Source organism: Falsiroseomonas sp. (genome assembly GCF_030695085.1).
Classification (GTDB): domain Bacteria; phylum Pseudomonadota; class Alphaproteobacteria; order Acetobacterales; family Acetobacteraceae; genus Falsiroseomonas.
In genome coordinates this window covers 1-23862 of sequence record NZ_JAUYTS010000043.1, presented here as the reverse complement: position 1 = coordinate 23862, position 23862 = coordinate 1, and the positions used below count along the sequence as shown (strand labels likewise).

Genomic DNA, 23862 nt, shown 5'->3' with positions numbered 1-23862 from the left:
AACTGGCCCGGATTCATGGAGCGTGTGGGCAATATCGCCGGCCCGCTGCTGGCCTATGAGGTGCTGACCGCCTTCTTCCTGGAGGCGACCTTCCTCGGCATCATGCTGTTCGGCTACCACCGCGTGCCCGGCTGGGTGCATACCGGCGCCACCTTCCTGGTCGCCTTCGGCACCACAATGTCCGCCTTCTGGATCCTGGTGCTGAATTCCTGGATGCACACGCCGGTGGGCTTCGAGATGCGCGATGGCGTGGCGCATGCGACCGATTGGTTCGCCATCGTCTTCAACCCCTCCATGCCCTACCGGCTGAGCCATATGCTCACCGCCAGCGGGCTGACCGTGGCCTTCCTGCTGGCCGGGCTTTCCGCCTGGCGCTGGCTGCGCGGCGACCGGGCGGAAGGCGTGCGCCTCGGCCTGCGCACCGGCATCATCATGGCGGCCCTGCTGGCGCCCTTGCAGGTCGTGCTGGGCGACCTGCACGGGCTGAACACGCTGGAACACCAGCCCGCCAAGATCGCCGCCATGGAGGGTAATTGGGAGACCCGCGGCAATGTGCCGCTGGTGCTGTTCGCCATCCCCGATGAGCGGACCCGCGAGAACCGCTTCGAGATCGCCATCCCCGACGGTGCCAGCTGGATCCTGCGGCACGAGGCGGCGGGCGTGGTGCCCGGGCTGAACGACTTCGTGGGTGAGCATCCGCCCGTCGCGCCGGTATTCTTCGCCTTCCGCATCATGGTCGGCATCGGCATGCTGATGCTGCTGATGGGCTGGCTCGGTGCCTGGTATCTGTGGCGCCGCGGCCAGGTGCCCAACCTGCTGCTGCGCGGCTTCGTGCTGATGAGCTTCGGCGGCTGGGTGGCGACGCTGGCCGGGTGGTACGTGACCGAGATCGGCCGCCAGCCCTGGCTGGTCACCGGCGTGCTCAACACCGCCCAGGCCGCGGGGCCGCTGCCCGCGTCTTCCATCGCCACCACGCTCGCGATGTATCTCGTGCTCTATGTGCTGCTGATGATCGCCTACATCGCCACCATCTTCCGCCTGGCCGCCGCCGGCCGGGTGGCGGAGAAGGTGGAGGGCGCGATGATGAAGCCGGGCAGCGCGCCCGGCGACGCGACGAGCGACAAGATGGGCCAGGGGGCGCCGGCATGACCCCCTTCCTGCCCGATGACTGGCTGCCCTTGATCTTCGCCATCCTGATGGCGGTGGCGATCCTGGCCTATGTGGTGCTGGACGGCTTCGACCTCGGCGTCGGCATCCTGCTGGAGACGGTGGCGGAGGAGCATGAGCGCGATCGCATGATCGCCGCCATCGGCCCTTTCTGGGATGCCAACGAGACCTGGCTGGTGCTCGGCGTCGGGCTGCTGCTGGTGGCCTTTCCGGTGGCGCATGGCGTGATCCTGACGGCGCTGTACATGCCCGTCGCCATCATGCTGGTGGCGCTGACCCTGCGCGGCGTGGCCTTCGAATTCCGCGCCAAGGCACGCGATGCCGCGCATAAGCGGCGCTGGGATCGCTGGTTCTTCACCGGCTCCCTGGTCTCCGCCCTGGCGCAGGGCTGGATGCTGGGGCGCTATGTGCTGGGCTTCGCCGAGGGCTGGGCAGCGACCGGCTTCGCGCTGATGGCCGCCATCGGGCTCGCCATCGCCTATGCCTTCATCGGCGCCTGCTGGCTGATCTGGCGGACCGAGGGCGCGTTGCAGGCGCATGCCATCACCTGGGCGCGGCACGCGCTGTGGCCGGTGGCGCTGGGCATCCTGCTGGTTTCCGCCGTCACGCCGCTGGTCTCGGCGCGCATCGCCGCGCGCTGGTTCGACTGGCCCGGGATGCTGATGCTGGCGCCCTTGCCGATCCTGACGGCGCTGCTGCTGTTCGGCCTGGCGCGGCTGCTGGCGCGCATGCCACTGGCCGAGGACGCGTGGCACCACATTCCCTTCTGGGGCGGCACCGGGCTGTTCGTGCTGTTCTTCGCAGGCCTCGCCTGGTCCTTCTTCCCCTATGTGGTGCCGGAGCGGATGACGATCTGGGAAAGCGCCAGCGCGCCGGAGAGTCTTTCGATCATCCTGGCGGGCGCCTTGTTCGTGCTGCCGGTGATCGTGCTCTACACGGTCTTCGCCTGGCGGGTGTTCGGCGGCAAGGCGCGCGATCTGACCTATTACTGATGCCGGGATCACGGGCCTCGGTGACCCTTTGAAAATGCCCGCCGGGTGTTTTCAGCCGGTCACCGGGGCGCGTGCGGGTTGAATCGCAGCCGGATCGCGACCGGCTGACCGCGAGGGGGCACCACGCTGCAGCGCGGCAAGCGGCCGCCTGGACATGACGCCATCTGGCCGCCGCCGCCGCGCCGCGCCATGCTGGCGCCGGAACGGGAGAATGCGCGATGATCGTTGACCTGCGAATCTACACCACGCTGCCGAACAAGCTGCCGGAGTTCGTCGCCCTGTATGAGGCGAAGGCTTGGCCGTTGCAGCTGAAGTATCTGGAGAATTGCCTCGGCTGGTACACCACGGTGGAAGGCGCGCTGAACACCGTGGTGCATATGTGGGGCTATGCCGACCAGGGCGACCGCGAACGCCGCCGCACCGCCATGGCCGCGGACCCCGCCTGGGGCGAATACCTGGCCGAGGCCGGTGCGCGCAGCCTGCTGGTGAAGATGGAAAACCGCATCATCAAGCCGACCGGCTTCTTCAGCGCCTTCCAGGCGAAGACGTAGGGGTCAGGGCGGGGCGCGCCGCCCCGCCCATCGCCTCACACCCGCAGCGTGCCGGCCTTGGCCGCGGCGTAGCGGGCGCCGATCTTCTGCCAGTCCAGCACCTTCCACCAGCCCTCGGTGTATTCCGCCCGGCGGTTCTGGTAGCGCAGGTAGTAGGCGTGTTCCCAGACGTCGTTGCCCATCAGCACGCGCTGGCCATCCATCAGCGGGCTGTCCTGGCCGCCCTTGGTGACCAAGGCGAGGCGGCCTTCCCGGTTCACCGTGATGAAGGCCCAGCCGCTGCCGAACACGCCATTCGCGGCGCTGTTGAAGCGGCTGCGGAAGGTGGCGAGATCGGTGAAGTCGCGGGTGATCGCCTCGGCCAGCTCGCCCTGCGGGTCGCCGCCCGCGCCGCCCATGATCTCCCAGAACATGGTGTGGTTGACGTGGCCGCCGCCATTGTTGCGCACGGCCGTGCGGATGGCCTCCGGCACCTCGCCCAGCTTGCCCATCAGCTCATCCACCGGCAGGGCGGCCAGCTGGCCATGGTCGCGCAGCGCGCGGTTCAGCCCGGCGACCTGGCCGCCATGGTGGAAGCGGTAATGCAGCTCCATGGTCCGCGCGTCGATCGCCGCCTCATTGGCGCCGAAGGCGTAGGGCAGCGGGGCCTGGCTGTGCGGGCCGGAGGGTGCATCCCCGCCTGCCTGGGCACGGGCAAGGCCCGGCATGGCGAGTGCGGCCGAGAGTGACAGGGCGCCCTGGAGCAGGCGGCGGCGCGGCATGAACATCATCTGTGGCTTCCTTTGGCAAGGCGGGGTCTGCTTGGCCCCCAGGCAGGTTGCCCCCAGGGAGGTTGGAGGCTTGCCGCCGCGCGCCAAGGGATGCTCACGCGCCTGTCTTGCCCAGGCCCGTTGCCACACCTAGGCTCACGCAATGGTGCGTGGAAGGCCGATCCACATGCCAGAAATCGCGGCCCGGGCCGGCCGCCCCGTCAGAAGGGCATACCCGCCGCGAAACACCCGGGTGATCCTCGCATGCCGTGCCGCGAATGCCTGCGCTGACCGCGGCCGCGGCTGCGCCGCCGCTGGAGACACCGTTGTCCGGCAGCCCCGCGCTGCGGCGCGTGATGATGCTGGTCGCGCTGGCCGGCGGGGCGCTGGCGGCGCTGGCGACCCTCGGGCCGCGCATTCTCGATATCAATGATCTCGGCTGGCTGCTGCATGGCACGCTGGGGCCGGACCCGGTCGCCTATCTTTCGGCCTGGACCTATTTCGCGCGCACGCCCTGGTCCTGGCCGCCGACGCTGAACCCCGACTACGGCCTGGAACTGTCCAGCGCGATTTTCTACGTCGATGCGGTGCCGCTGGCCGCGCTGCTGGCCAAGGCGCTGCGGCCCCTGGTGGAGATCCCGCAATACTGGGGTCCCTGGATGGTGCTGTGCGCCGCCTTGCAGGCCGGCTTCGCCTGGCGGCTGCTGGGGCTGGCGGTGCCGGACCCGGTGGCCCGCGCCCTGGGCGCCCTTGTTTTCGCCTGGCAGCCGCTGCTGCTGAACCGCATGGGCGGGCATTTCGCGCTGTGTTCGCAATGGGCGCTGCTGTGGGCGCTGTGGCTGTGCCTGCGGCCCGATCCGCGGCGCCAGGCGCTGCAATGGGCCGGCTGCCTCGGCGTCATTGCCATGCTCAACCCCTACGTCATGGCGATGTGCGGCGGGTTGTGGGTGGCGGATACGCTCGGCCGCGCGCTGCGGCTGGCCTCGCCGCGCCCGATCCTGGCGCAATGGCCGGTGCTGCCGGTGATGGCCGGCGCGCTGTGGCTGGCCGGCTATTTCACCCTGGCCGGGGATGTGCTGCCGATGGGCGTGCATTACGGCCAGTCCCAGTTCGACCTGACGGCACCCTTCGATGCGGTGGAATGGGGCCTTCTGCTGCCCGCTCTGCCCGGCTTGCGGCACTGGGAGGCCGGCGGGTCCTATCTCGGGGCCGGGGCGCTGCTGTTGCTGGCGCTGGGCCTGGTGCTGGCGCCGCGCGGCAGCTGGTGGCCGATGCTGCGGCGGCATGCGGTGGTGCTGCTGATGCTGGCCGGGATGCTCGGCTTCGCGATGTCCAACCAGGTCGCCATCGGCGGCCGGATCGTGGCGAGCTTCGACCTGCCGGCGCCGGTCCTGCGGCTGGCGGATATGCTGCGCGCGTCGGAGCGCTTCTTCTGGCCGCTGGCCTATGCCGCGATCTTCGCCGCCATCGCGGTGCTGGCGCAGCGGCTGCATGGGGTGCGGCTGCGCTGGGTGCTGGCCGGGCTGCTGGCCTTGCAGGTGGTGGACATCCAGGCCGGCATGGGCCGCTTCCGCGCCCTGGTCGCCGCCGCGCCGGCGATGGCGGCGGAACGCCTGCCGGACCCGTTCTGGGCCGAGGCCGGGCGCCGCTACCAGCGCATCCGCGCCGTGCCGGCGGAGAATTTCGGCGCGCATTGGGAGGCGATTGCCCGCTTCGCCGCGCCGCGCGGCCTGCCGACCGATGCCGCCTACCACTCCCGCGTCGATCCCGCCGCCCTGGCCACCCTGCGCCGCCAGACCCTGGCCGCGTTCGAGCAGGGGCAGTGGGAGCCGGGCACGCTGTATGTGCTGCGGGATGCGGCGACCCGCGAACTGGTGGCGGCCCGGGCGGACCCCGCGCGGGACCTGGTGGGCGAGCATGACGGGCTCTGGGTGTTCGCGCCGGGCTGGTACGGGCGCTAACCCGCTTTCCGTTCGCCTGGGCTCACGGCAACCGGTCCGGCTGCCTGTCCTGGCGCATGTTCCGGGTCATCGGACGATTCTGCCGGACCCGGCGATTCCGTGGGGCCGCCGGCTCAGCCGTCGCCACGCTCCGCCTGGGATTGCGCCGCCAGGGCGCGGGCCATCTGGCTCAGCGCTTCCTGGTGCTTCTCATTGTCGATCAGCGCGAAGTTGCGGGCCAGTTCCAGGCACATGCGCTGGCGCGGTGAGACTTCCGGCTCGGCGCTGTCGCGGGTCAGGCCCTCGAAGAACCAGGAGACGGGCACGCCCAGCACCTGGCCGATCTCGAACAGCCGCCCGGCCGAGATCCGGTTCAGGCCGCGTTCGTATTTGTGCGCCTGCTGGTAGGTCACGCCGATCAGCTTGGCCAGTTGCTGCTGCGACAATCCCATCATCACCCGCCTTTCGCGGATGCGCGCGCCCACATGCCGGTCCGCCGCGCTGGCGCGCTGGCCCGGCCTTTCCTCGGCCGTTTCCTGGCCGGCCTCTTGTTCAGTGTCCATCATCGGTCCGATCCCTGGTGCCGGCCGTGGTGCCGGTGGCGTGTCGCCACGCCTCATCAACTGGACAATGCTCACGCGTTCGCCTTTGGCGCGCATGACAAGGCCGTGATTGTCGCCCAAGGTTACGCGAGCGCGTGAAGGAACGCGCGCTCAGCAGCCAAGTCGCTGGATGCATTTCGTCAGGATTTGTCTTTCTCGAGTGCCGCGGCCGCCGCCTTGAAATGCTCGATCTGCTGGCGCAGCACTTCCAGTTCCTGCTGCAGGGCGGCGAGCCGGGCGGCTTCCGGGGTCTGCTCGGGCTGGTCGGCGGTCGGGCGGAATGGCGCGAACAGGCTCATCGCCCGCTCCATCATCGCCATGTTCTGCTTGCCGATCTCGTCCAGGTTCGGGAAGGGCATGAAGCCGACCATGGTCTTCTCCACCGTCTTCCGCACCTCGTCATGCTGGCGGGAGAAGGCGCCCATCATGGATTCCAGGTAGCGCGGCACCAGCGACTGCATGCTGTCGCCGTAGAAGCCGATGATCTGCCGCAGGAAGGAGGTGGGCAGCAGGTTGCGGCCCTTGGACTCCTCCTCGACGATGATCTGGGTGAGCACGCCGCGCGTGATGTCCTCACCGGACTTCGCGTCATAGACCACGAAGTGGCGGCCGTGGCGGACCATGACCGCCAGATCCTCCAGCGTGACGTAGGAGGAAGATTCAGTGTTGTAGAGGCGCCGGTTGGCGTATTTCTTCACCACAACCGGCGGCTGTGCCGGGGCATCGGGGGCCTCGGCCGGCCCCGATTGGGACCCTGCTTGGCCCGCACCTGCCTGGATTGTATCCTGCGCCATGCGTCTTGTTTCCCCTGGCGGCCCTGCCGCTGCCGAAATCCTATCATGCGCCACGCTGCGGTGCGAAACACCTGTTTCCGAAATTCGTATTGCGCTGCAACCAGGGCGCCTGTTGGCGGCGTTGGGGCAGGACGGGGCGCACGCCCTTGAGGATGCATGATGCAAGGGGACGACCCCCGCGACGGCGATCCCGGCAAGCCAGGCCGGGATGCCGCGGCCGAGCTCGAAGCCCTGGCAGAGGATTGGATCGCGTTGTGGCAGAGCGAAATCGCCGGCCTCGCCGCGGACCGGGAGGCGGCGGAAGGCTGGGCGGCGATGACGGCGACCTGGTCGGCGCTGGGCGCCGCCTGGCTACGCGCCGCGGCCTCCCCGCCCTTTGGCCGGCCGCCGCCGGGCGGGGCGCCGAACCCCTTCGGCATGGCCCATTGGCCCTCTCCCGGTTGGCCAGGTCCCGCCCATGACAGCGCCGCTGCGCCGCCGCGGCCCGCGCCCGCTGCCGCTGCACCTGATGCTGGGGGCGAGCCGCGGGATGGCGGCGATCCTGAGCGCGGGGATGCTGCCCTCGCCGCCCGGCTTGCCGAACTCGAGCGCCGGCTGGCCGCCCTGGAGCCCGGCCGCGCGCCTGTCCCCGGCGGGGCAGGCGGAGATGCGAAGGATCGCCGCCGCCCTCGCCGCCGCAAGCCAGCCGGCTGAGGCGTTCCAGGCGGCGGTGATCCGCCGGCTGCTGCGCGCCGACCGCGCGCTGCTGGCCGGCCTCGCCGCCTATCGCCGCCACCCCTACAGCCGCGCCCTGCCGGACCCGCCGGTGATCTGGGCGGAGGGCGGATCGCGGCTGCTGGACCATGCGCCGGGCGGGGCCGGGACACCGGTGCTGTTCGTGCCGTCCCTGGTCAACCGCGCGCAGGTGCTGGACCTCATGCCGGGGCGATCGCTGATGCGCTTCCTGGCCGGGCAGGGGGTGCGGCCGCTGCTGCTCGACTGGGGCTGGCCGGAGGAGGCGGAGCGCCGCTTCGGCCTGACGGACTACATCGCCGGCAGGCTGGAACGCGCGATGGCCGCGCTGCCTGGGCCGGTGGTGCTGGTGGGCTATTGCATGGGCGGGCTGCTGGCCCTGGCCGCGGCGCTGCGGCGGCCGGACCGGGTGCGGGCGCTCGGCCTGCTGGCCACGCCGTGGGATTTCCACGCGGATGCGGCAGACGCCGCCCGCGGCGCCGCCGCCCTGCTGCCGGGGCTTGAGCCGGCGATGCAGGCCAGCGGGACCCTGCCGGTGGATGCGATCCAGACCCTGTTCGCGGGACTCGACCCCTTCGGCATCCCGCAGAAGTTCCGCGCCTTCGCCCGGCTCGACCCGGCATCCGACCGCGCCGCGCAGTTCGTCGCGCTGGAGGATTGGCTGAATGACGGCGTGCCGCTGGCCGCCCCCGTGGCGCGGGAGGTGCTGGGCGGCTGGTACGGCGCCAATACGCCGCGCCATCTGGCCTGGCGGGTGGCCGGCGCCGCGGTGGACCCGGCGGGCCTCGCGATGCAAAGCTTCGTCGCGGTACCGGCGCGGGACCGCATCGTGCCGCCGGCCTCCGCCCAGGCCCTGGCGGCGCGGCTGCGGGCACCGCTGGTGCACCAGGCCGCAGCGGGCCATATCGGCATGGTCGCCGGCAGCCAGGCGGAGGCTGCGCTGTGGCGGCCGCTGCTGGCGTGGTTGCGCGGCTTGTAGCCGCTTCCGCATCGCAGCACACTCCGCCGGAACCAGTCACCCGAGCCAAAGGAGCCCCAGGGCCCATGTCCGCCAGCGCATCCGACATCGTCATCGCCTCCGCCGCCCGCACCCCGGTGGGCTCCTTCAACGGCGCCTTCGCCAGCCTGTCCGCGCATGCGCTGGGCACGGTGGCCATCCGCGCCGCGCTGGAACGCGCCGGCGTCGCGCCGGAGGAGGTCGATGAGGTCATCCTCGGCCAGATCCTGACAGCGGGTGCCGGCCAGAATCCGGCCCGCCAGGCGGCGATCGCCGCCGGCATCCCGGTGGAACGCACCGCCTTCGGCATCAACCAGCTCTGCGGCTCCGGCCTGCGGGCGGTGGCGCTGGCGGCGCAGCAGATCTCCTGTGGCGACGCCGCCATCATCGTGGCCGGCGGGCAGGAAAGCATGACCCAGGCGCCGCATTGCGCGAATTTGCGCGCCGGGCAGAAGATGGGCGACCTCGCCATGATCGACACCATGATCAAGGACGGGCTGTGGGACGCCTTCAACGGCTACCACATGGGCAACACGGCGGAGAATGTGGCGCAGAAGTTCCAGCTGACGCGCCAGGAACAGGATGATTTCGCCGCCGCCAGCCAGCGCAAGGCGGGCGAGGCGATGAAGGCCGGTCGCTTCAAGGACGAGATCGCCCCGGTGACGGTGAAGGGCCGCAAGGGCGATACGGTGGTGACGGAGGATGAATACCCCCGCCCCGACACCACCGCGGAAACCCTGGCAAAACTGCGCCCGGCCTTCAGCAAGGACGGCACGGTGACCGCGGGCAATGCCTCCGGCATCAATGATGGCGCCGCGGCGGTGGTGGTGATGTCCGCGGCGGAGGCTTCGAAGCGCGGCATCACGCCGATGGCGCGCATCGTCTCCTGGGCCACGGCGGGGGTGGACCCGTCCATCATGGGCACCGGCCCGATCCCGGCCAGCCAGAAGGCGCTGGCCAAGGCGGGCTGGGATGTGGCCTCGCTCGACCTGATCGAGGCGAATGAGGCCTTCGCGGCGCAGGCCTGCGCGGTGACCAAGGGCCTCGGCTGGGATCCGGCGAAGGTCAACGTTAATGGCGGTGCGATCGCGCTGGGCCACCCGATCGGTGCCTCCGGCGCGCGGGTGCTGAACACGCTGCTGTTCGAGATGGCGCGGCGGGACGCGAAGCGCGGCCTGGTGACGCTGTGCATCGGCGGCGGCATGGGCGTCGCGATGTGCGTCGAACGCGGTTGAAGGCTGCGATGTGCGTCGAGCGCGGCTGATCTTGTAGCCGCGCAGGCGCCGGGACCGGCGCCGGCCCGGACCTCAGAAATCGTCCAGCAGGGCGTCGATCGCGGCCTGGCCGAGATCGCCGCCGGCCGGGGTTTCCACCGTGCGGATGGCGGTTTTCACCTCCACCTGCTGGCGCGGCACTTCCGGGCGGGCGCCGTCCGGGATCATCGTCTCCAGCATGTTCTCGACCTGCTGAAGATGCTGGATGGCGCGGCGGATGCGCTGGCCGGTCACGTCCTGGAAGCTGCAGGCCTCGAAGATCGAATTCACCCGGGCCGCGATGGCGGCCACGGCGTCCTTGTCCTGGGCGCCGGCGGCCACCCAGTCCTGGATGGCTTCCGCCGCTTCCATGATGGTGTTGGCGGCGGCTTCCGTGGCCTGCACCACCGCCTCCAGCTCCAGCCCGCTGTTGCGCGTGGCGGCGGCGGGCATGGCGACGAGCTGGCCGATCTGGTCATGGATGCGGGCGAGTTCGGAGGTCATCCGTTCCTCCCCCATATCGGCGATCTCGACACTGGCATGCAGCTCCGCGCTCAGCTCGGCGATGCGGCGGTCCATGAAGCGTTGCAGATCGGCCAGCGCCGGGTGCAGTTCCGCCCGCACGGCGTCACGCAGCTGGTCGGTCGGTTGGGTCGTCACTGACATGGGCCGTCATCTCCGTGGCGTCCCCTGGGGCCGGCCCGGGGCCGGGGTCGACCTCGATGCGCAGTCACTCGCCTCGCGGGGGGAGGGTCAGTTTCGCATTGGTGGGTGAAGAATGGGTTTCCGTGGCCGAGGCGGCGGATTGCCAGGCCGGCATCACCACCCGCCGCCGCTGCGCCGAGGCGCCGGCCGGCATCGCCGAGAGCAGGTCCTTCTCCGCCTCCACCATCACCACCCCGGCCAGCCGCGGCAGCACCACGCGGCCGAAGGCCTCGCAGGGATTGGCGATGGGGGACAGGAAGCGCAGGCCGAGCGGCGGCAGGAACAGCGCCGCCTCCCGCTGCCTTTCGCGAAACAGATGCCGCGCCAGAAGGCGGGAGAGCTGGCCGGCGGAATAGGGCTGGCCATGGCCGAAGGGCGTGCGTTCCAGCTGCGCCCAGATGCCGAGGCGGTTCGGCACCACCACGATCACCCGCCCATCGTCGCGCAGCACGCGCCAGACTTCCCGCAGCATGCGCCGGGCGTGGTCGGCGGCCTCCAGCCCATGCACCAGCAGCACCCGGTCGAAGCTGGAATCGGCGAAGGGCAGCGATTCCTCCTCCGCCATCAGGCTGGCGTTGCGGGCATCCGGCGGCCACGGGGCCAGCGTGCCCTGCGCCGGGGTGAGCGCGATGCAGCGCGCAGCCTCCCGCTGCCAGAGGCCGAGATAGGGCGCGGCATGGCCGATGCCGAGCACGGCGTGGCCCGGCAGCAGCGGCCACAGCGCCGCCAGCCGGTCCCGCACCAGCCGGGCCGCGACCGCACCGCCGGGTGATTGGTAGAACCCGAGCAAACCATGGACCTCAGTCGTCATGCCGGGGATATAGGGAGGAATAGCCCCGGTTTGGACCGGGGCGGATCGGGAAGGTGCACGCGATGTCGGTGAAGGTGGAAGCGGTTCCCTGCCTTGAGGACAATTACCTGTGGCTGCTGCGGGATCAGCCGACCGGCGCGATCGCGATCTGCGACCCGGGCGAGGCCGCGCCCGCCATCGCGGCGGTGGAGGAAGCGGGCGGCAAGCTGGACGCGATTTTCCTGACGCATCACCACGGCGACCATATCGATGGCGTGGCGGCGCTGAAGGCGCGCTTCCCGGAGGCGCGGATCATCGGCGGCAAGCCGGATGCACATCGCCTGCCGAAGCTGGATGAGACGGTGGATGAGGGCGATACGGTCAGGTTCGGCGCGGCGGAGGCCAAGGTGATGCACCTGCCCGGCCATACCGCCGGCCACATCGCCTTCCACTTCGCCGCCGACCATTTCCTGCTGTGTGGCGACGTGGTGTTCGCGCTGGGCTGCGGCCGGCCGCTGGAGGCGGGCGGGATGGAGCAGTTGTACCATTCCTTCCAGCGCCTGGCGAAGCTGCCGCCGGATACGCGCTTCTGCTGCGGCCATGAATACACCGAGGCGAATGCCCGCTTCGCGCTGACCATCGAGCCCGGCAACAAGGCCCTGCGGGCGGAGGCCGAGGCCGCCGGCGCGCTGCGCGCCGCGGGCCGCCCGACGGTGCCGACCACGCTGGCGCAGGAGTTGGTGGCCAACCCCTATTTCCGCGCCCGCGACCTGGCCGAATTCACCGCGCGGCGAGAGGCGAAGAATCACTTCCGGGGCTGATCGCGCCGGAGCAAGCTTCGCAAAGCCATCATTTCGCAGGGCGCCGATCCCTGGCATGCTGCGCCGCAACCAGGGATCGCCCGATGAAACTGCACCACGCCCATGCCAGCCCCTTCGCCCGCAAGGTCATGGCCTGCGCCATCCTGCGCGGCATCGAGGGCCGCATCGAGATTGTCGTCACCGACCCGCACGCCTCGCCGGACAGCCTGTTGCAGGACAACCCACTCTCCAAGATCCCCACCCTGGTGGCGCAGGATGGGCGCGCGGTGTTCGACAGCCGGGTGATCTGCGAATACCTGGACACGGTGGGGGAGGCGCCGCCGCTATTCCCGCCGACCGGCAGCATGGATCGCCTCGCGGCGCAGGTGCGGCACGCCCTGGCGGACGGCATCATGGATGCGGCGGTGGCGCGGCGGATGCGCTTCGGCAAGCCGATGGACGAGACGCGGCTGGCCTTCATCGCCCGCCAGAAGGCGGCGATGGAGCGCGGCCTGGCGGCGCTGGAGCGGGATGCGCCTGCGGGCCTCACGGATATCGGGGAGGTCGCGTCGGCCTGCGCCCTCGGCTACCTGGATTTCCGCTTCCCGGATGAGCCCTGGCGCGCCGGGCATCCGCGGCTGGCCGATTGGTTCGCCGAGGTCTCCCGCCTGCCGGCGCTGGCCCGCACGGCACCCCCGGGTTGAGGAGAACCGGCTGATGCGGCTCGATGATCCAGGCCTGGGTGCGGAGGCGGTGATCGCGGCGCTGCGCCTGGCACCGCACCCGGAGGGCGGGCATTACCGCGAGGTCTGGCGCGACCAGCCGGAAGGCGGCGGACGCGGTGCGGGCACCGCCATCCATTTCCTGCTGGAAGCCGGGGCGCGCAGCCATTGGCACCGGGTGGACGCCGCCGAATGCTGGTTCTGGCAGGGCGGCGGACCCTTGCTGCTGGCGCTGTCGCGGGATGGTTCGGTGGTGGACCAGCAGATCCTGCTCGGCCCGGCGCCGGGCGAGGGACAGGCCTTGATGGGCCTGGTGCCGGCGGGCTGGTGGCAGGCCGCCTGGCCGGTCGGGGATCGCTGGAGCCTGGTTTCCTGCACCGTCTCCCCCGCCTTCCGGTTCGAGGGCTTCGAGCTGGCACCACCAGGCTGGAGTCCAGGATCATGAGCACATCCTTCGCCTGGGACGAACGCTACCAGGGTGGCGATTTCCAGTTCGGGCAGGCGCCGAACCGCTACCTGGAAAGCCTGGTGCCCTGGCTGCGGCCGGGGATGCGGGCGCTGGCGCTGGGTGATGGGGAAGGGCGCAACGGCGCCTGGCTGGCCGGGCAGGGGCTTGTGACAACCTCGCTGGACTGGTCGCCGGTCGGCTCGGCCAAGGCCGCCGCCCTGGCCGCCACGCGCGGCGTGGCGCTGGAAACGGTGACGGCGGATGCCAGCGCCTGGGCCTATCCCGATTCCAGCTTCGATCTGGTCGCCTGGATCTACCTGCATCTGCCGCCAGCGGATCGCGCGGCGGCGGCGGCCGGCGCGCTGAGGGCCCTGGCGCCGGGCGGGCTTTTGGCGCTGGAGTGCTTCACCCCGGCGCAACAGGGGCGGCGCAGCGGCGGGCCGAAGATGCCGGAACTGCTGTGGTCCCGCGCCATCGTGGAGGATCTGTTCGGCGGGCTGGAGGTGCTGGAGTTGCTGGAAGGCACCGTCGCGTTGGATGAAGGCCCGCGTCACCAGGGCCACGCCGAGGTGGTACGGGCGCTGCTGCGGAAGCCAACCTGATCAGCGCGCCTTCGCCGAAACGCCACTCGGCGCGCCTTCGCCGAAATGCCACTCAGCGCGCCTTCGCCGAAATGCTACTCAGCGCGCCTTCGCCGAGTGCTGCTCAGCGCGCCTTCGCCGCGACGATGCCGCCGCCCGTCACCATCAGCGTTGCCAGTATCAGCTTGGTGCTGAACGCACCTTCCCCGGCCAGGATCAGCAGCAGGGTGGAGGCCACCGGCACGGCATAGGCCAGGGTGCCGAGCAGCCGCGGATCGCCGCGCTTGATGCCGACATCCCACAGGAAGAATGCCGCCCCCACCGGACCAAGCCCGAGCAGCAGTGCCGCCAGCGCCTGCCGTGCATCCGGCCAGACCGTCGGCTCGAAGGCCAGGTGCGCCACGGTGGCCAGCGCGGCGGCGCCGAGGCAGAAGCCCGCCACCGCCTCCGTCGGCACCTGCGCCAGGCGGGGCATGCCGGCGGTGACGGAATAGATCGCCCATACCAGCGCGGCGCCCACCGCCGCCAGCAGGCCCGGCATCGCCCCTGGCGGGAAGGAGGCACCGGTGCCGACCAGCAGGGCGCAGCCTGCAAAACCCAGTCCGACCCCGGCCAGCCGCGCCGGCCCCAGCCGCATCCCGCGCAGCGGCGCGGCGAGCAGCACCATCAGTAGCGGCCAGAGATAGTTCAGCAGATTGGCCTCCACCGCCGGCGCCAGCGCCAAGGCGAGGAAGTACAGCGCGTGGTAGCCGAACAGCCCGCCCACGCCATGCAGCCAGGCAACCGGCGGCTGGCGCAGCAGCCGAAGCCGCCCCGTGCTGGCGACCACCGCCAAGCCCACCGCGCCCGCCACGGCGAAGCCCATGGCGGTCAGCTGCAGCGGCGGGATGCCGGCGGCCAGCCGGGTGAACAGGCCAAGGAAGGCCCAGAGCACGAGGGCGCCGCAGCCGATCAGGGTGGCGGGGAACATGGCGGGCTTCTACAGCATCCCCCGGCCGGGGCCAGTCCGCCGGCTCAGCGATTGGTGCGGCCCTGCCGGGCGGGCGGGACGGCGCCGGTACGGCTGGTATCGTTCATCACGTCACCTTCGAAGGTGGTGTCGCCGCGAATTGCCTTGGGGTTGGTGCCGCGGCCGAACACGCCCTTCGACTGGCCGATGCCTGGATTGTCGGAAAGGTCGGAAGGCGGCCGCGGCACATCCTTGCCGGGACCCTTCGCCCATGCCGAATCGTTCTTCGGATGCTTGCTGCTGGTCATCGCGGTCTCCCTTCTGCCAGGGGCGACTCAACGAATGACGGCGCGCCCTGTTCCCCGGATGACGTCAGCGCGGCAGCGGCGGATAGGGCAGGGCGCGGAAGGCGGTGGCATACAGGGTGATGTCGCGCCAGACATCGCCGGTGGCGTAGGGGTCTTCCGCCAACCAGGCCTGCGCCGCCGCGTGGCTGGCATGGCGCGTGGCGGCGAGGGAGCCGGTCATGCGGCCGGCTTCGTCCAGCAGCGCGCCGCCGAACAGCAGCGTGCCATCCGCCGCCATCGGCTTGACCCGGGCGAAATGTGCCGGGCGGGCGGCCATGCGGCGGTCCGTCGCCGCTTCATCGGTGCCGTCCCAGCCGATCAGCACCGTATGGGTGCGGCCGGTGGGTGGCGGCGAGCCGGGCGCCGGCCAGGGCTGGTAGGGCAGGGCGGCGATGCGGAAGGGGTGCGCCTCCACCCGCTGCCAGACGCCGCGTGTGGCGAAGGGCTCGGCGGCCAGATAGGCGTCACGCTCCGCCGCCCCGCCCGCCACCAGCATCAGCGACCCCTGGCTGCGCCCGGCCTCGTCATGCAGCGGCAGGCCGAGCAGCAGGCGCCCGGCCGCCGCCTCCGCCGTGATGAAGGCGACATGCGCATCCCGCGCCGCCGCGCGGCGGGCGGGGGCATCCGGGTCGGCGCCGTCGAAGGCCAGGATCGCGGTGGTCACGGCGCGCAACCCTCAATACATGTGCTGGCCGCCATTGATCGACAGCGTCGAGCCGGTGACGAAATCCGCATCATCGGCGGTGAGGAAGGCGACGCCGCGGGCGATGTCATGCGCGGTGCCGAGGCGGCCGCGCGGGATGCGGGCGATGATCTTCTCCAGCACGTCCGGTGGCACGGCGCGCACCATTTCCGTATCCACATAGCCGGGTGCGACGGCGTTCACCGTGATCTGGTTGCGCGCGCCTTCCAGGGCGAGCGCCTTGGTGAAGCCGTGGATGCCGGATTTGGCGGCGGCGTAGTTCACCTGGCCGAGCTGCCCGGCCTGGCCGTTGATGCTGCCGATATTGACGATGCGGCCGAATTTCCGGGCGCTCATCCCGTCCCATACCGCCTTGCACATGTTGTAGCAGGAGCCGAGGTTGGTATCGATCACCTCGTCCCACATCTGCCGCGACAGCTTGCGCATCATGGCGTCGCGCGTGATGCCGGCGTTGTTGACCAGGACCTCGATCGGGCCGACCTCGGCCTCGATCTTCGCGACCGAGGCGATGCAGGCCTCGAAATCGCCGACGTCAAATTTGTAGCAGACGATGCCGGTGCGTTCCGTGAAGGCCTGCGCCGCGGCGTCATTTCCAGCGTAGGAGGCAACGACCGTCCGCCCGGCGGCCTGAAGCGCCTCACTGATCGCAGCGCCAATGCCGCGTTGCCCACCCGTCACCAAAGCTACCCGTGCCATGCCTGCCTCCTCCCTGTTCGCCGCGCCGGAATCATGCGCCCGGTCGCCTGCTGAGCCATGCCGGGCGCGGACCGGACGGTTTTCCCCGAACGGGCCGTGCTCCCCGGCACGACGAGTATCCTCGCCCGCCCGGCCGAGGCGCGCAATTCCTGTCCTGCGCTGACCCGGCGGCGCGCGGCCTATACCCAGGGTTGAAATACGAGTTAGTTTTTCCGGGCTTCACGCGCCCGTGAGCGTCGGGCATACGAAACGCTGCACGCCTGGATTGAAGACCTGTCCCGCCGGAGGACCAATGCCCACGCTGACGCCCATCCTGTTCCCAAAGGCAACCGACGCCGAGGCGACCGATCGCACGGCCCTGCTGCTGATCCTGGAGTATGTCGAGGCCGAATGCCGCCGGCTGGGCGCGGATGCGGCGGCACGCCATGCGGCGCTGGCGGCAGCGATGATGCCGGGTGATCACGTACCGGCTGGCACGCGGCTGAACTAGGGCCTTTGGTTCCCCGCCTGCCCGGGTCGTCGGGCCGATCCGGCTGAACGGCAAAGGCCTGCGGCGCGTACGCCGGGCAGCCGGGCTGCCTCAGCGCCGCCGCAGCAGGAACAGCGCCTGTTCCCCGAACAGGTTGGCCAGCCAGGGCGAGCGTTTCCAGGGCGAGCGCAGCCCCTTTTCATCCACCGCCAGCCAGCTTTCCACCACATAGCCTTCCATCCGGCACAGCTCGAAGAAGTCCCGGATCGTGCAGGGGTGGATGTTGGGGGTTTCGTACCAGGCGCGGTCCCAGATCTCGTTGTCCGGCATCCGGCCGGACAGCAGCAGCCGCATGCGCAGCTGCCAATGGCCGAAATTCGGGAAGGACACGATGGCGCGGCCGCCGATGCGCAGCATCTGGCGCAGCACTTCCCGCGGCCGTTCCACGGCCTGCAGCGTGCGCGACAGCACGACATAATCGAAGGCGCCGTCCGGGTAGAATTCCAGGTCGCTGTCGGCATCGCCATGGATCACGGGCAGGCCGGCGGCGACCGCCTCCGTCGCCTCGGCCATGTCGATCTCGATGCCGCGCGCATCGGCGCGCTTTTCCCGGGTCAGGTAATCGATCAGCACCCCGTCGCCGCAGCCGATATCCAGCACCCGGGCACCCGGCTGCACCATTTCCGCGATCAGGCGGAGGTCGAGCCGCATGTTCTTGGCGACGAAGCGCACTTCCACCGCGTCCGGCACGCGCACCCCCATCTGCTTGGCTGGCGGCCGCGGGTCTAGCCGCAGGCGGCGGCGGCGTCCAGCACGAGCCGGGGCTGCGACCTCACGCAATGCTGTGCCGCAGGTGGTTTGATCCGCCCCGTGCCGCGGGCTAGACACCGCTCTTCAACCCAGCGGAGTGGCACGTGCGGATTGCGATGATCGGGGCCGGATATGTTGGCCTGGTGTCCGGCGCCTGCTTCGCCGAATTCGGCATGCAGGTTCATGTTGTGGATGCCGAGCCGAGCAAGATCACGGCGCTGAAGGAAGGCCGCATCCCGATCTATGAACCGGGGCTGGATGCGCTGGTGGCGGATAATGTCCGCGACGGCCGCCTGGAATTCGGCACCAGCCTGGATAAGGCGATGGAGGGCGCGGATGCGGTCTTCCTGGCCGTCGGCACCCCATCCCGCCGCGGCGATGGGCATGCGGACCTCACCTACGTCTTCGCCGCCGCCGAACAGGTGGCCCGCGCTGCCAAGACGCCGATCGTGCTGGTGACGAAATCCACCGTGCCTGTCGGCACCGGCCGCAAGATCAAGGAGATCGTCACCCGCATCCGCCCGGATCTCGAGATCGCGGTCGCCTCCAACCCGGAATTCCTGCGCGAGGGCAACGCCATCGGCGACTTCATGCGGCCGGACCGCGTGGTGGTCGGCACCGAGGATGGCGCTGTGGGGGATCGGGCGCGGGAATTGCTGCGCCGCATCTACCGGCCGCTGTTCCTGATGGAGACGCCGATCGTCAACACCTCGCTGGAGACGGCGGAGCTGACGAAATACGCGGCCAACGCCTTCCTGGCGATGAAGATCTCCTTCATCAACGAGATCGCCGATCTCTGTGAGAAGGTCGGCGCGGATGTGCATGACGTGGCGCGTGGCGTCGGCCTCGATGGCCGCATCGGCCGCAAGTTCCTGCACCCTGGCCCGGGCTATGGCGGGTCCTGCTTCCCGAAGGACACCCTGGCGGTGGCCCGCACGGCGCGGGACTTCAACAGCCCGCTGACCCTGATCGAGACGACGATTGCCATCAACGACGCCCGCAAGGGCCAGATGGCGGACCGCATCATCGCGGCCTGCGGCGGCAGCGTGGCGGGCAAGACCATCGCGGTGCTCGGCCTGGCCTTCAAGCCGGAGACCGACGACATGCGCGATGCGCCGTCGCTGGTGGTGGTGCCGAAGCTGGTGGAGGCCGGCGCCACGGTGCGGGTCTATGACCCGGTGGCGATGGACCATGCCAGGGGCATGCTGCCGGAGGCGGTGGTCTATGCCACCGGCGCGCTGGACGCGGCCGCCGGCGCCGATGCGCTGGTGGTGCTGACGGAGTGGAACGAGTTCCGCGCCCTGTCGCCGCATAATTTGAAAAAGACGATGCGCGGCACGGTGCTGGAGGACCTGCGCAACGTCTATGAGCCGGAGACGATGCGCGAGGCCGGCTTCAGCTACCGGTCCATCGGCCGGCCATAGGCCGGACGTCAGGCGAAGCGGCCGGCCATAGGCCGGACGTCAGGCGAAGTGGCCGGCCATAGGCCGGTCGTTGACCCATCCCCTGCATCGTGACCGCGCCGGCGCATGCGGACGGATCGGTGATCACTCGTCGCGGCGGGGGCGGGCCAGCAGGCGTCCGATCGCCGTCTCGATGGTCAGCTTTCCGGCCAGCAGATCCGCCACCGCGGCGCAGACCGGCAATTCCACCCCCGCCGCCGCGGCGCGCGCCACCAAGGCGGGCGCCGTCTCCACCCCCTCCGTCACCCCGGCGCGGCTCGCCAGCACGTCCTGCAGCGAGGTGCCGCGCGCCAGCGCCATGCCGAGCGAGGTGTTGCGGCTGCCCGGACCGGTCGTGGTCAGCAGCAGATCACCGAGGCCGGACAGCCCCGCCGCCGTCTCCGCCCGCCCACCCAGCGCCACCGCCAGGCGGGACAGCTCGGCCAGGCCGCGGGTGACCAGCGCGGCGCGCGCATTCTCCCCCAGCCCGGCGCCGATCACCGCCCCGGCCGCGATCGCGATGACGTTCTTCGCGGCGCCGCCGACCTGCACCCCCATCGGGTCGTCGCCACCATAGAGCCGGAAGCCCGAGGTGCCGAGGAGGTCCGCCGCCAGGCCGCGCAGCGCCCCGTCGCGGCTGGCGACCACCGCGGCGGCGGGCAGGCCGGCCGCCACCTCATGCGCGAAATTCGGGCCGGAGAGCACGGCGGCATGCGCCTGCGGGCGGAGCTGCGCCAGGATCTCGAGCGGCAGGCATAGCGTGCCACGCTCCACCCCCTTGGCGCAGACCACCAGCGGGCAGCCGCCCGGTGGCAGGCCCGCGACCACGCCGCGCAGATGCTGGATCGGCACCACCACCAGGGCGAAGGCGGCACCCTCCAGCGCCGCACCCGCCTCGGTGGTGACGGTGATGGCGGGCGGCAGCGGCTGGCCGGGCAGGTAGCGCGTATTCTCGCCCGCTTCGGTTATGGCGGCGGCGCGGGCGGCATCGCGCGTCCACAGCGCCACGGCATTGCCCGCCCGCGCCGCCTGCAGGGCGAGCGCCGTGCCCCAGGCGCCAGCGCCGAGGATCGCGATGCGGCGGGGGCGCGGCATGGCCAGGGTCCCTATTCCGGGGTGATGCGCTGGACCGAGACGGCGGCACCCGCCTCGCCGGCTGCGAGATGCGGCAGCAGCGCGGCCAGGATCGCCTCTGCCTGTTCGGCGAAGCCGTGCGGCGCGTTGGCCACCAGCAGGCCGCAGCCATTCAGGCGCGTCGGGTCCGTGGGTTCGCGCAGCAGCAGCTCCGCCGTGATGCAATCCGGCACCGCGGCATCGCGCAGCGCGGTGTGGAAGGCGCGGACCGGGGCGCGGTGCTTGACGGGATACCAGCAGGCGATGATCCCGGCGCGGAACCGGTGGCGCAGCCGGGCGAGGGCGGCGGCGCAGCGGTCGAACTCGCCGGGCTGTTCGAAGGGCGGGTCGATCAGCACCAGGCCGCGGCGTTCGGGGAAGGGGGTCAGCGCCTCCACCGCCTCCCACGCATCGCGCAGATGCACGGCCACCTGCCGGTCCCGGCTGTAGCGGGCGCGGAGGGTGGCGTGGTCCTCGGGGTGCAATTCGCACAGCACAAGCCGGTCCTCCGGCCGCAGCAGGGCGCGGGCGATGTCGGGGGAGCCGGGGTAGATGTCCGGGAAGCCGGCGGCGCGGACCATGGCGGTGTAGTCCGCCAGCGGGCCCCCCGTGATGTCGGCGACGCGGCCGATGCCCTGGCGCCACTCACCGGTGCGCTCCGCCTCGGCGGAGGCCAGGACATAGCTGCCGAGGCCGGCATGGGTGTCCAGCACCCGGAAGGGCTTGTCCTTGCCGCGCAAGGCCAGGATCAGCGCCACCAGCAGCGCATGCTTGGCGACGTCGCAGGCGTTGCCGGCGTGGAAGGCGTGTCGGTAATTCACGCCGCAGCGGGTAGCGCCGCCGCCGGGGCGGCGCAACCCGGCGGCGTCAGCACCAGTGGCGTCAGTAGCGGCGGGGTGCGGTCGCGGCGCCGCCCACGGCGCCCACGCCACCACCGATCAGTGCGCCGGTGCCGGCATTGCCCGACAGCGAGCCAACCGCGGCACCGGTGCCGGCGCCCAGCAGGCCGCCGGAGACGGCGCGCTGGCCCGGCGTCTGCCCGCAGGCGGCGACGGCGGCGGTGAGAACCAGGGCGACGGCGAGGCGGGGGATCATGGTCATGGGGGGGTATCCTCCGTTGGGTGTGCGGGGAAAGTAACGCCCTGGCATCCGGCGGGTTCCTAGGCGGCCAGTTCCGCCAAGGGCCACCTTGGCCGCGGCGCATGGTCCAGCCCCTCCGTCAGCCCCGCGCGCAGCCGCTCGATCCCCGCCCAGGCGATCATCACCGCATTATCCGTGCACAGCCGGATCGGCGGCGCCACCATGGGCAGCCCGGCGCGCGCCGCCACCCCGGCCAGCGCGGTCCGCACCCCCTGATTGGCCGCGACCCCGCCCGAGACCACCAGCGCCGTCGCCCCCGGCGCCATCGCCAGCGCATGCGCCGCGCGGTCGGCGAGGGTGGCGGAGACGGCGGCCTGGAAGCCGGCGGCGAGGTCGGCGCGGCCCTGCGCATCCAGCCCCTTGGCGACGATATTCGCCACCGCCGTCTTCAACCCGCTGAAGGAGAAGTCGCAGCCCGCCCGCCCGAGCAGCGGCCGCGGCAGGGTGAAACGCTTCGCATCGCCCTCGGCCGCCAGCCTCTCCAGATGCGGCCCACCTGGCCAAGGCAGCCCCAGCAGCTTGGCGGACTTATCAAAAGCCTCGCCCACCGCGTCATCCAGCGTGGTGCCCAGGCGGCGGTGCCGGCCGACCCCCTCCACCAGCACGCATTGGCAATGCCCGCCGGACAGCAGCAGCAGCAGGTAGGGGAAGGCCAGCCCACCCGGATGCACCCCCGGCAGCCGCGGCGTCAGCGCGTGGCCCTCCAGGTGGTTGATGGCGAGGTAGGGGATGCCCTGGGCAATCGCGATGCCTTTGCCCAGCGTGGCGCCGACGATCAGCCCGCCGATCAGCCCCGGCCCTGCCGTTGCCGCCACCGCCGCCAGCCCGGCCGGGGTGGTGCCCGCCTGGTCCAGCACGCGCCGCACCAGCCCCGGCAGATGCGCCAGGTGCGACCGCGCCGCGATCTCCGGCACCACGCCGCCATAGGGGGTGTGTTCCGCAAGCTGCGACAGCACGGCTTCGGCCAGGATGGTGCCATCGGCGCGCAGGATGGCGGCGGCGGTTTCGTCGCAGGAGGATTCGAGGCCGAGTACCAATTCGTCGCCCCGCAAATCACGCATCGGTTCCATCATCCTGCCACCTTCCATCGGCCGCATCTTTCATCGACGCCACTTTCAACGGCGCCATGGGGGGCCTAATAGGCGGCATGTCCGCCGTACATCCTGCCCAGCCCTATGACGGGCCGCATGCCCGTCAGGCGCCGAACCCCATCCGGCCCCATTTCCGCAGCCTGCCGCTTCGCGTCGGCACCCGCGGCTCGCCGCTGGCCCTGTGGCAGACGCGGCACTTCGTGTCGATCATCACCCGCTTCTGCCCGGTGCTGCGCGATGCCAAGGCCTTCGAGGAACACGCCATCGCCACCTCCGGCGACCGGATCCAGGACAAGCGCCTGGCCGATATCGGCGGCAAGGGCCTGTTCGCCAAGGAAATTCATGAGGCGCTGCTGGATGGCCGTATCGATTTCGCCGTCCACAGCCTGAAGGACCTGGAGACGGAGCTGCCGCCCGGCATCGTGCTGGCCTGCACCCTGCGGCGGGAGGATGCGCGGGATGCGCTGATCCTCGGCCCGTCCTGCGGTGCGCCCGACCCGTCCGACCCCTTCGCGGCGCTGCCCGCCGGCGCCGTCATCGGCACCGCCTCCGTCCGCCGCCAGGCCCAGATTCTGCACGCCAGGCCGGACCTCAGGATCGAGATGATCCGCGGCAATGTGCAGACCCGCCTTGCCAAGCTGGCGGCCGAGGGCGGCCCGGCCGCGACGCTGCTGGCATTGGCCGGGCTGCGCCGGCTGGGGATGGAGGACCGCGCCTCCGTCGTGATCGACCCGGATGCGATGGTGCCGGCCGCCGGCCAGGGCATCGTCGGCGTCACGGTGCGGGCGGATGACCTGGAATTGCTCGAACTGCTCTCCGCCATCGAGGACCGGGAGGCGGCGGCGGTCAGCCAGGCGGAGCGCGCCCTGCTGGCGGCGCTCGATGGCTCCTGCCGCACACCGATCGGCGGCCATGCAAGGCTGCTGAGCGATGGCCGCCTGCACCTGACCGGCCTGGTGGCCCGCGCCGATGGGTCCTTCCTGCTGAAGCGCAGCGCGATGGGGGAGGTGGCGCAGGCGGTGGCCCTCGGGCGGGAGTTGGGCGACAGCCTGCGCCGGGACAGCCCCGCCGATCTGTTCGCCTGATCGCCAGTTGGCGGCGGAGGCTCCCACGGTTCTGGTGACGCGCCCGGAGCCGGGCGGGGCCGAGACCGCCGCGCGGCTGTCGGCACGGGGCTGGCGGCCGCTGCTGGCGCCGGCCCTGGTGCTGGCACCCAAGCCCTTCACCCTGCCGCCCTGCCAAGCCGTGCGGCTGACCCGCCGCGCCGCCGCCCGCGCCC

The 23862-nt window shown here is 71.2% G+C and carries 27 protein-coding genes; 13 read left to right on the top strand and 14 right to left on the bottom strand.

Going from position 1 to position 23862, the window contains the following annotated elements; translation table 11 throughout:
- The 3 genes from Q8S40_RS04980 to Q8S40_RS04970 form a co-directional block, all read left to right on the top strand.
- Positions 1–1149 (top strand): cytochrome ubiquinol oxidase subunit I (locus Q8S40_RS04980; protein ID WP_305669518.1); only part of this gene is annotated, 1149 nt, incomplete at its 5' end.
- Positions 1146–2159, top strand: coding sequence for a cytochrome d ubiquinol oxidase subunit II (locus tag Q8S40_RS04975; protein ID WP_304809396.1), 1014 nt, complete (start codon positions 1146–1148; stop codon positions 2157–2159). The genes Q8S40_RS04980 and Q8S40_RS04975, both read left to right, overlap by 4 nt.
- Before the next feature lie 218 nt (positions 2160–2377).
- On the top strand, positions 2378–2710 hold the full coding sequence (locus tag Q8S40_RS04970) for an NIPSNAP family protein (protein WP_304809394.1): 333 nt from the start codon (positions 2378–2380) through the stop codon (positions 2708–2710).
- Between the two features lie 35 nt (positions 2711–2745).
- On the opposite strand, the gene Q8S40_RS04965 is transcribed toward Q8S40_RS04970, so the two are convergent.
- A complete protein-coding gene (locus Q8S40_RS04965; RefSeq protein WP_305669517.1) occupies positions 2746–3480 on the bottom strand; it encodes a superoxide dismutase in 735 nt (244 codons plus the stop codon).
- 257 nt (positions 3481–3737) lie between these two features.
- Here Q8S40_RS04965 and Q8S40_RS04960 point away from each other — a divergent pair, with 257 nt between their 5' ends.
- Positions 3738–5420 (top strand): DUF6311 domain-containing protein, encoded by a 1683-nt coding sequence (locus Q8S40_RS04960; protein ID WP_305669516.1) that lies wholly within the window; start codon positions 3738–3740, stop codon positions 5418–5420.
- A gap of 113 nt (positions 5421–5533) precedes the next feature.
- Here the strand turns inward: Q8S40_RS04960 and Q8S40_RS04955 are convergent, their stop codons facing one another.
- Together Q8S40_RS04955 and phaR are read right to left on the bottom strand one after the other, a co-directional pair.
- Positions 5534–5962 carry a helix-turn-helix domain-containing protein gene (locus Q8S40_RS04955; protein WP_371136805.1) on the bottom strand — a complete coding sequence of 143 codons (429 nt, stop codon included), beginning with the start codon at positions 5960–5962 and terminating at the stop codon, positions 5534–5536.
- 179 nt (positions 5963–6141) lie between these two features.
- Positions 6142–6795, bottom strand: coding sequence for a polyhydroxyalkanoate synthesis repressor PhaR (phaR, locus tag Q8S40_RS04950; RefSeq protein ID WP_304809386.1), 654 nt, complete (start codon positions 6793–6795; stop codon positions 6142–6144).
- A 457-nt stretch (positions 6796–7252) separates the two neighbouring features.
- Here phaR and Q8S40_RS04945 point away from each other — a divergent pair, with 457 nt between their 5' ends.
- Both Q8S40_RS04945 and Q8S40_RS04940 read left to right on the top strand, forming a co-directional pair.
- A complete protein-coding gene (locus Q8S40_RS04945; protein ID WP_305669514.1) occupies positions 7253–8506 on the top strand; it encodes an alpha/beta fold hydrolase in 1254 nt (417 codons plus the stop codon).
- 65 nt (positions 8507–8571) lie between these two features.
- A complete protein-coding gene (locus Q8S40_RS04940; RefSeq protein ID WP_305669513.1) occupies positions 8572–9759 on the top strand; it encodes an acetyl-CoA C-acetyltransferase in 1188 nt (395 codons plus the stop codon).
- 72 nt (positions 9760–9831) lie between these two features.
- Here the strand turns inward: Q8S40_RS04940 and Q8S40_RS04935 are convergent, their stop codons facing one another.
- Entirely contained in the window at positions 9832–10443 is a 612-nt protein-coding gene (locus tag Q8S40_RS04935; RefSeq protein ID WP_305669512.1) for a hypothetical protein, read from the bottom strand.
- A 64-nt stretch (positions 10444–10507) separates the two neighbouring features.
- Positions 10508–11293, bottom strand: a complete 786-nt coding sequence (locus Q8S40_RS04930; RefSeq protein ID WP_305669511.1) for a class I SAM-dependent methyltransferase — start codon at positions 11291–11293, stop codon at positions 10508–10510.
- Between the two features lie 62 nt (positions 11294–11355).
- Here Q8S40_RS04930 and gloB point away from each other — a divergent pair, with 62 nt between their 5' ends.
- The 4 genes from gloB (at position 11356) to Q8S40_RS04910 (ending at position 13844) form a co-directional block, all read left to right on the top strand.
- On the top strand, positions 11356–12093 hold the full coding sequence (gene gloB, locus Q8S40_RS04925; protein ID WP_305669510.1) for a hydroxyacylglutathione hydrolase: 738 nt from the start codon (positions 11356–11358) through the stop codon (positions 12091–12093).
- A gap of 83 nt (positions 12094–12176) precedes the next feature.
- Complete coding sequence (locus Q8S40_RS04920) at positions 12177–12776, top strand: glutathione S-transferase N-terminal domain-containing protein (RefSeq protein ID WP_304809376.1); 600 nt, start codon at positions 12177–12179, stop codon at positions 12774–12776.
- Positions 12777–12789: 13 nt separating this feature from the next.
- Positions 12790–13239 carry a cupin domain-containing protein gene (locus tag Q8S40_RS04915; protein ID WP_305669509.1) on the top strand — a complete coding sequence of 150 codons (450 nt, stop codon included), beginning with the start codon at positions 12790–12792 and terminating at the stop codon, positions 13237–13239.
- Positions 13236–13844: a methyltransferase domain-containing protein gene (locus tag Q8S40_RS04910; protein WP_305669508.1), complete on the top strand. Its 609-nt coding sequence runs from the start codon at positions 13236–13238 to the stop codon at positions 13842–13844. The genes Q8S40_RS04915 and Q8S40_RS04910 overlap by 4 nt, the downstream gene beginning before the upstream one ends.
- A 103-nt stretch (positions 13845–13947) precedes the next feature.
- Here the strand turns inward: Q8S40_RS04910 and Q8S40_RS04905 are convergent, their stop codons facing one another.
- From Q8S40_RS04905 to phbB, 4 genes are all read right to left on the bottom strand, one after another.
- Positions 13948–14793 carry a DMT family transporter gene (locus Q8S40_RS04905; RefSeq protein WP_305669507.1) on the bottom strand — a complete coding sequence of 282 codons (846 nt, stop codon included), beginning with the start codon at positions 14791–14793 and terminating at the stop codon, positions 13948–13950.
- Between the two features lie 44 nt (positions 14794–14837).
- Complete coding sequence (locus Q8S40_RS04900; RefSeq protein ID WP_305669506.1) at positions 14838–15080, bottom strand: hypothetical protein; 243 nt, start codon at positions 15078–15080, stop codon at positions 14838–14840.
- A 64-nt stretch (positions 15081–15144) separates the two neighbouring features.
- Positions 15145–15783, bottom strand: a complete 639-nt coding sequence (locus Q8S40_RS04895; RefSeq protein WP_305669505.1) for a YciI family protein — start codon at positions 15781–15783, stop codon at positions 15145–15147.
- Between the two features lie 12 nt (positions 15784–15795).
- A complete protein-coding gene (phbB, locus tag Q8S40_RS04890; protein ID WP_304809365.1) occupies positions 15796–16518 on the bottom strand; it encodes an acetoacetyl-CoA reductase in 723 nt (240 codons plus the stop codon).
- Positions 16519–16810: 292 nt separating this feature from the next.
- Here phbB and Q8S40_RS04885 point away from each other — a divergent pair, with 292 nt between their 5' ends.
- Entirely contained in the window at positions 16811–17008 is a 198-nt protein-coding gene (locus tag Q8S40_RS04885; RefSeq protein ID WP_304809363.1) for a hypothetical protein, read from the top strand.
- Positions 17009–17098: 90 nt separating this feature from the next.
- Here the strand turns inward: Q8S40_RS04885 and metW are convergent, their stop codons facing one another.
- Complete coding sequence (gene metW, locus Q8S40_RS04880; RefSeq protein ID WP_304809405.1) at positions 17099–17698, bottom strand: methionine biosynthesis protein MetW; 600 nt, start codon at positions 17696–17698, stop codon at positions 17099–17101.
- Positions 17699–17901: 203 nt separating this feature from the next.
- Between metW and Q8S40_RS04875 the strand changes: the two genes are divergently transcribed.
- A complete protein-coding gene (locus Q8S40_RS04875; protein ID WP_305669504.1) occupies positions 17902–19221 on the top strand; it encodes a UDP-glucose/GDP-mannose dehydrogenase family protein in 1320 nt (439 codons plus the stop codon).
- Positions 19222–19344: 123 nt separating this feature from the next.
- Here Q8S40_RS04875 and Q8S40_RS04870 read toward each other — a convergent pair whose 3' ends face one another.
- The 4 genes from Q8S40_RS04870 to tsaD form a co-directional block, all read right to left on the bottom strand.
- Positions 19345–20334 carry an NAD(P)H-dependent glycerol-3-phosphate dehydrogenase gene (locus tag Q8S40_RS04870; RefSeq protein ID WP_305669503.1) on the bottom strand — a complete coding sequence of 330 codons (990 nt, stop codon included), beginning with the start codon at positions 20332–20334 and terminating at the stop codon, positions 19345–19347.
- A gap of 11 nt (positions 20335–20345) precedes the next feature.
- Positions 20346–21173, bottom strand: a complete 828-nt coding sequence (locus tag Q8S40_RS04865) for a 23S rRNA (adenine(2030)-N(6))-methyltransferase RlmJ (protein WP_305669502.1) — start codon at positions 21171–21173, stop codon at positions 20346–20348.
- 61 nt (positions 21174–21234) lie between these two features.
- Complete coding sequence (locus Q8S40_RS04860) at positions 21235–21453, bottom strand: YMGG-like glycine zipper-containing protein (RefSeq protein ID WP_370690717.1); 219 nt, start codon at positions 21451–21453, stop codon at positions 21235–21237.
- 59 nt (positions 21454–21512) lie between these two features.
- The gene (gene tsaD / locus Q8S40_RS04855; protein ID WP_371136804.1) at positions 21513–22553 is read right to left on the bottom strand and encodes a tRNA (adenosine(37)-N6)-threonylcarbamoyltransferase complex transferase subunit TsaD; all 1041 of its coding nucleotides are present in this window, start codon (positions 22551–22553) and stop codon (positions 21513–21515) included.
- An 86-nt stretch (positions 22554–22639) separates the two neighbouring features.
- Here tsaD and hemC point away from each other — a divergent pair, with 86 nt between their 5' ends.
- Positions 22640–23668, top strand: coding sequence for a hydroxymethylbilane synthase (gene hemC, locus Q8S40_RS04850; RefSeq protein ID WP_305669501.1), 1029 nt, complete (start codon positions 22640–22642; stop codon positions 23666–23668).
- The last annotated feature ends 194 nt before the right edge of the window (positions 23669–23862 follow it).

Coding starts and splice junctions, on each gene's coding strand:
- Q8S40_RS04975 (WP_304809396.1), top strand. CDS start 1,146: ATGACCCCCTTCCTGCCCGATGACTGGCTGCCCTTGATCTTCGCCATC.
- Q8S40_RS04970 (WP_304809394.1), top strand. CDS start 2,378: ATGATCGTTGACCTGCGAATCTACACCACGCTGCCGAACAAGCTGCCG.
- Q8S40_RS04965 (WP_305669517.1), bottom strand. CDS start 3,480: ATGATGTTCATGCCGCGCCGCCGCCTGCTCCAGGGCGCCCTGTCACTC.
- Q8S40_RS04960 (WP_305669516.1), top strand. CDS start 3,738: ATGCCTGCGCTGACCGCGGCCGCGGCTGCGCCGCCGCTGGAGACACCG.
- Q8S40_RS04955 (WP_371136805.1), bottom strand. CDS start 5,962: ATGGACACTGAACAAGAGGCCGGCCAGGAAACGGCCGAGGAAAGGCCG.
- phaR (WP_304809386.1), bottom strand. CDS start 6,795: ATGGCGCAGGATACAATCCAGGCAGGTGCGGGCCAAGCAGGGTCCCAA.
- Q8S40_RS04945 (WP_305669514.1), top strand. CDS start 7,253: ATGACAGCGCCGCTGCGCCGCCGCGGCCCGCGCCCGCTGCCGCTGCAC.
- Q8S40_RS04940 (WP_305669513.1), top strand. CDS start 8,572: ATGTCCGCCAGCGCATCCGACATCGTCATCGCCTCCGCCGCCCGCACC.
- Q8S40_RS04935 (WP_305669512.1), bottom strand. CDS start 10,443: ATGTCAGTGACGACCCAACCGACCGACCAGCTGCGTGACGCCGTGCGG.
- Q8S40_RS04930 (WP_305669511.1), bottom strand. CDS start 11,293: ATGACGACTGAGGTCCATGGTTTGCTCGGGTTCTACCAATCACCCGGC.
- gloB (WP_305669510.1), top strand. CDS start 11,356: ATGTCGGTGAAGGTGGAAGCGGTTCCCTGCCTTGAGGACAATTACCTG.
- Q8S40_RS04920 (WP_304809376.1), top strand. CDS start 12,177: ATGAAACTGCACCACGCCCATGCCAGCCCCTTCGCCCGCAAGGTCATG.
- Q8S40_RS04915 (WP_305669509.1), top strand. CDS start 12,790: ATGCGGCTCGATGATCCAGGCCTGGGTGCGGAGGCGGTGATCGCGGCG.
- Q8S40_RS04910 (WP_305669508.1), top strand. CDS start 13,236: ATGAGCACATCCTTCGCCTGGGACGAACGCTACCAGGGTGGCGATTTC.
- Q8S40_RS04905 (WP_305669507.1), bottom strand. CDS start 14,793: ATGTTCCCCGCCACCCTGATCGGCTGCGGCGCCCTCGTGCTCTGGGCC.
- Q8S40_RS04900 (WP_305669506.1), bottom strand. CDS start 15,080: ATGACCAGCAGCAAGCATCCGAAGAACGATTCGGCATGGGCGAAGGGT.
- phbB (WP_304809365.1), bottom strand. CDS start 16,518: ATGGCACGGGTAGCTTTGGTGACGGGTGGGCAACGCGGCATTGGCGCT.
- Q8S40_RS04885 (WP_304809363.1), top strand. CDS start 16,811: ATGCCCACGCTGACGCCCATCCTGTTCCCAAAGGCAACCGACGCCGAG.
- metW (WP_304809405.1), bottom strand. CDS start 17,698: ATGCGGCTCGACCTCCGCCTGATCGCGGAAATGGTGCAGCCGGGTGCC.
- Q8S40_RS04870 (WP_305669503.1), bottom strand. CDS start 20,334: ATGCCGCGCCCCCGCCGCATCGCGATCCTCGGCGCTGGCGCCTGGGGC.
- Q8S40_RS04860 (WP_370690717.1), bottom strand. CDS start 21,453: ATGACCATGATCCCCCGCCTCGCCGTCGCCCTGGTTCTCACCGCCGCC.
- tsaD (WP_371136804.1), bottom strand. CDS start 22,553: ATGCGTGATTTGCGGGGCGACGAATTGGTACTCGGCCTCGAATCCTCC.
- hemC (WP_305669501.1), top strand. CDS start 22,640: ATGTCCGCCGTACATCCTGCCCAGCCCTATGACGGGCCGCATGCCCGT.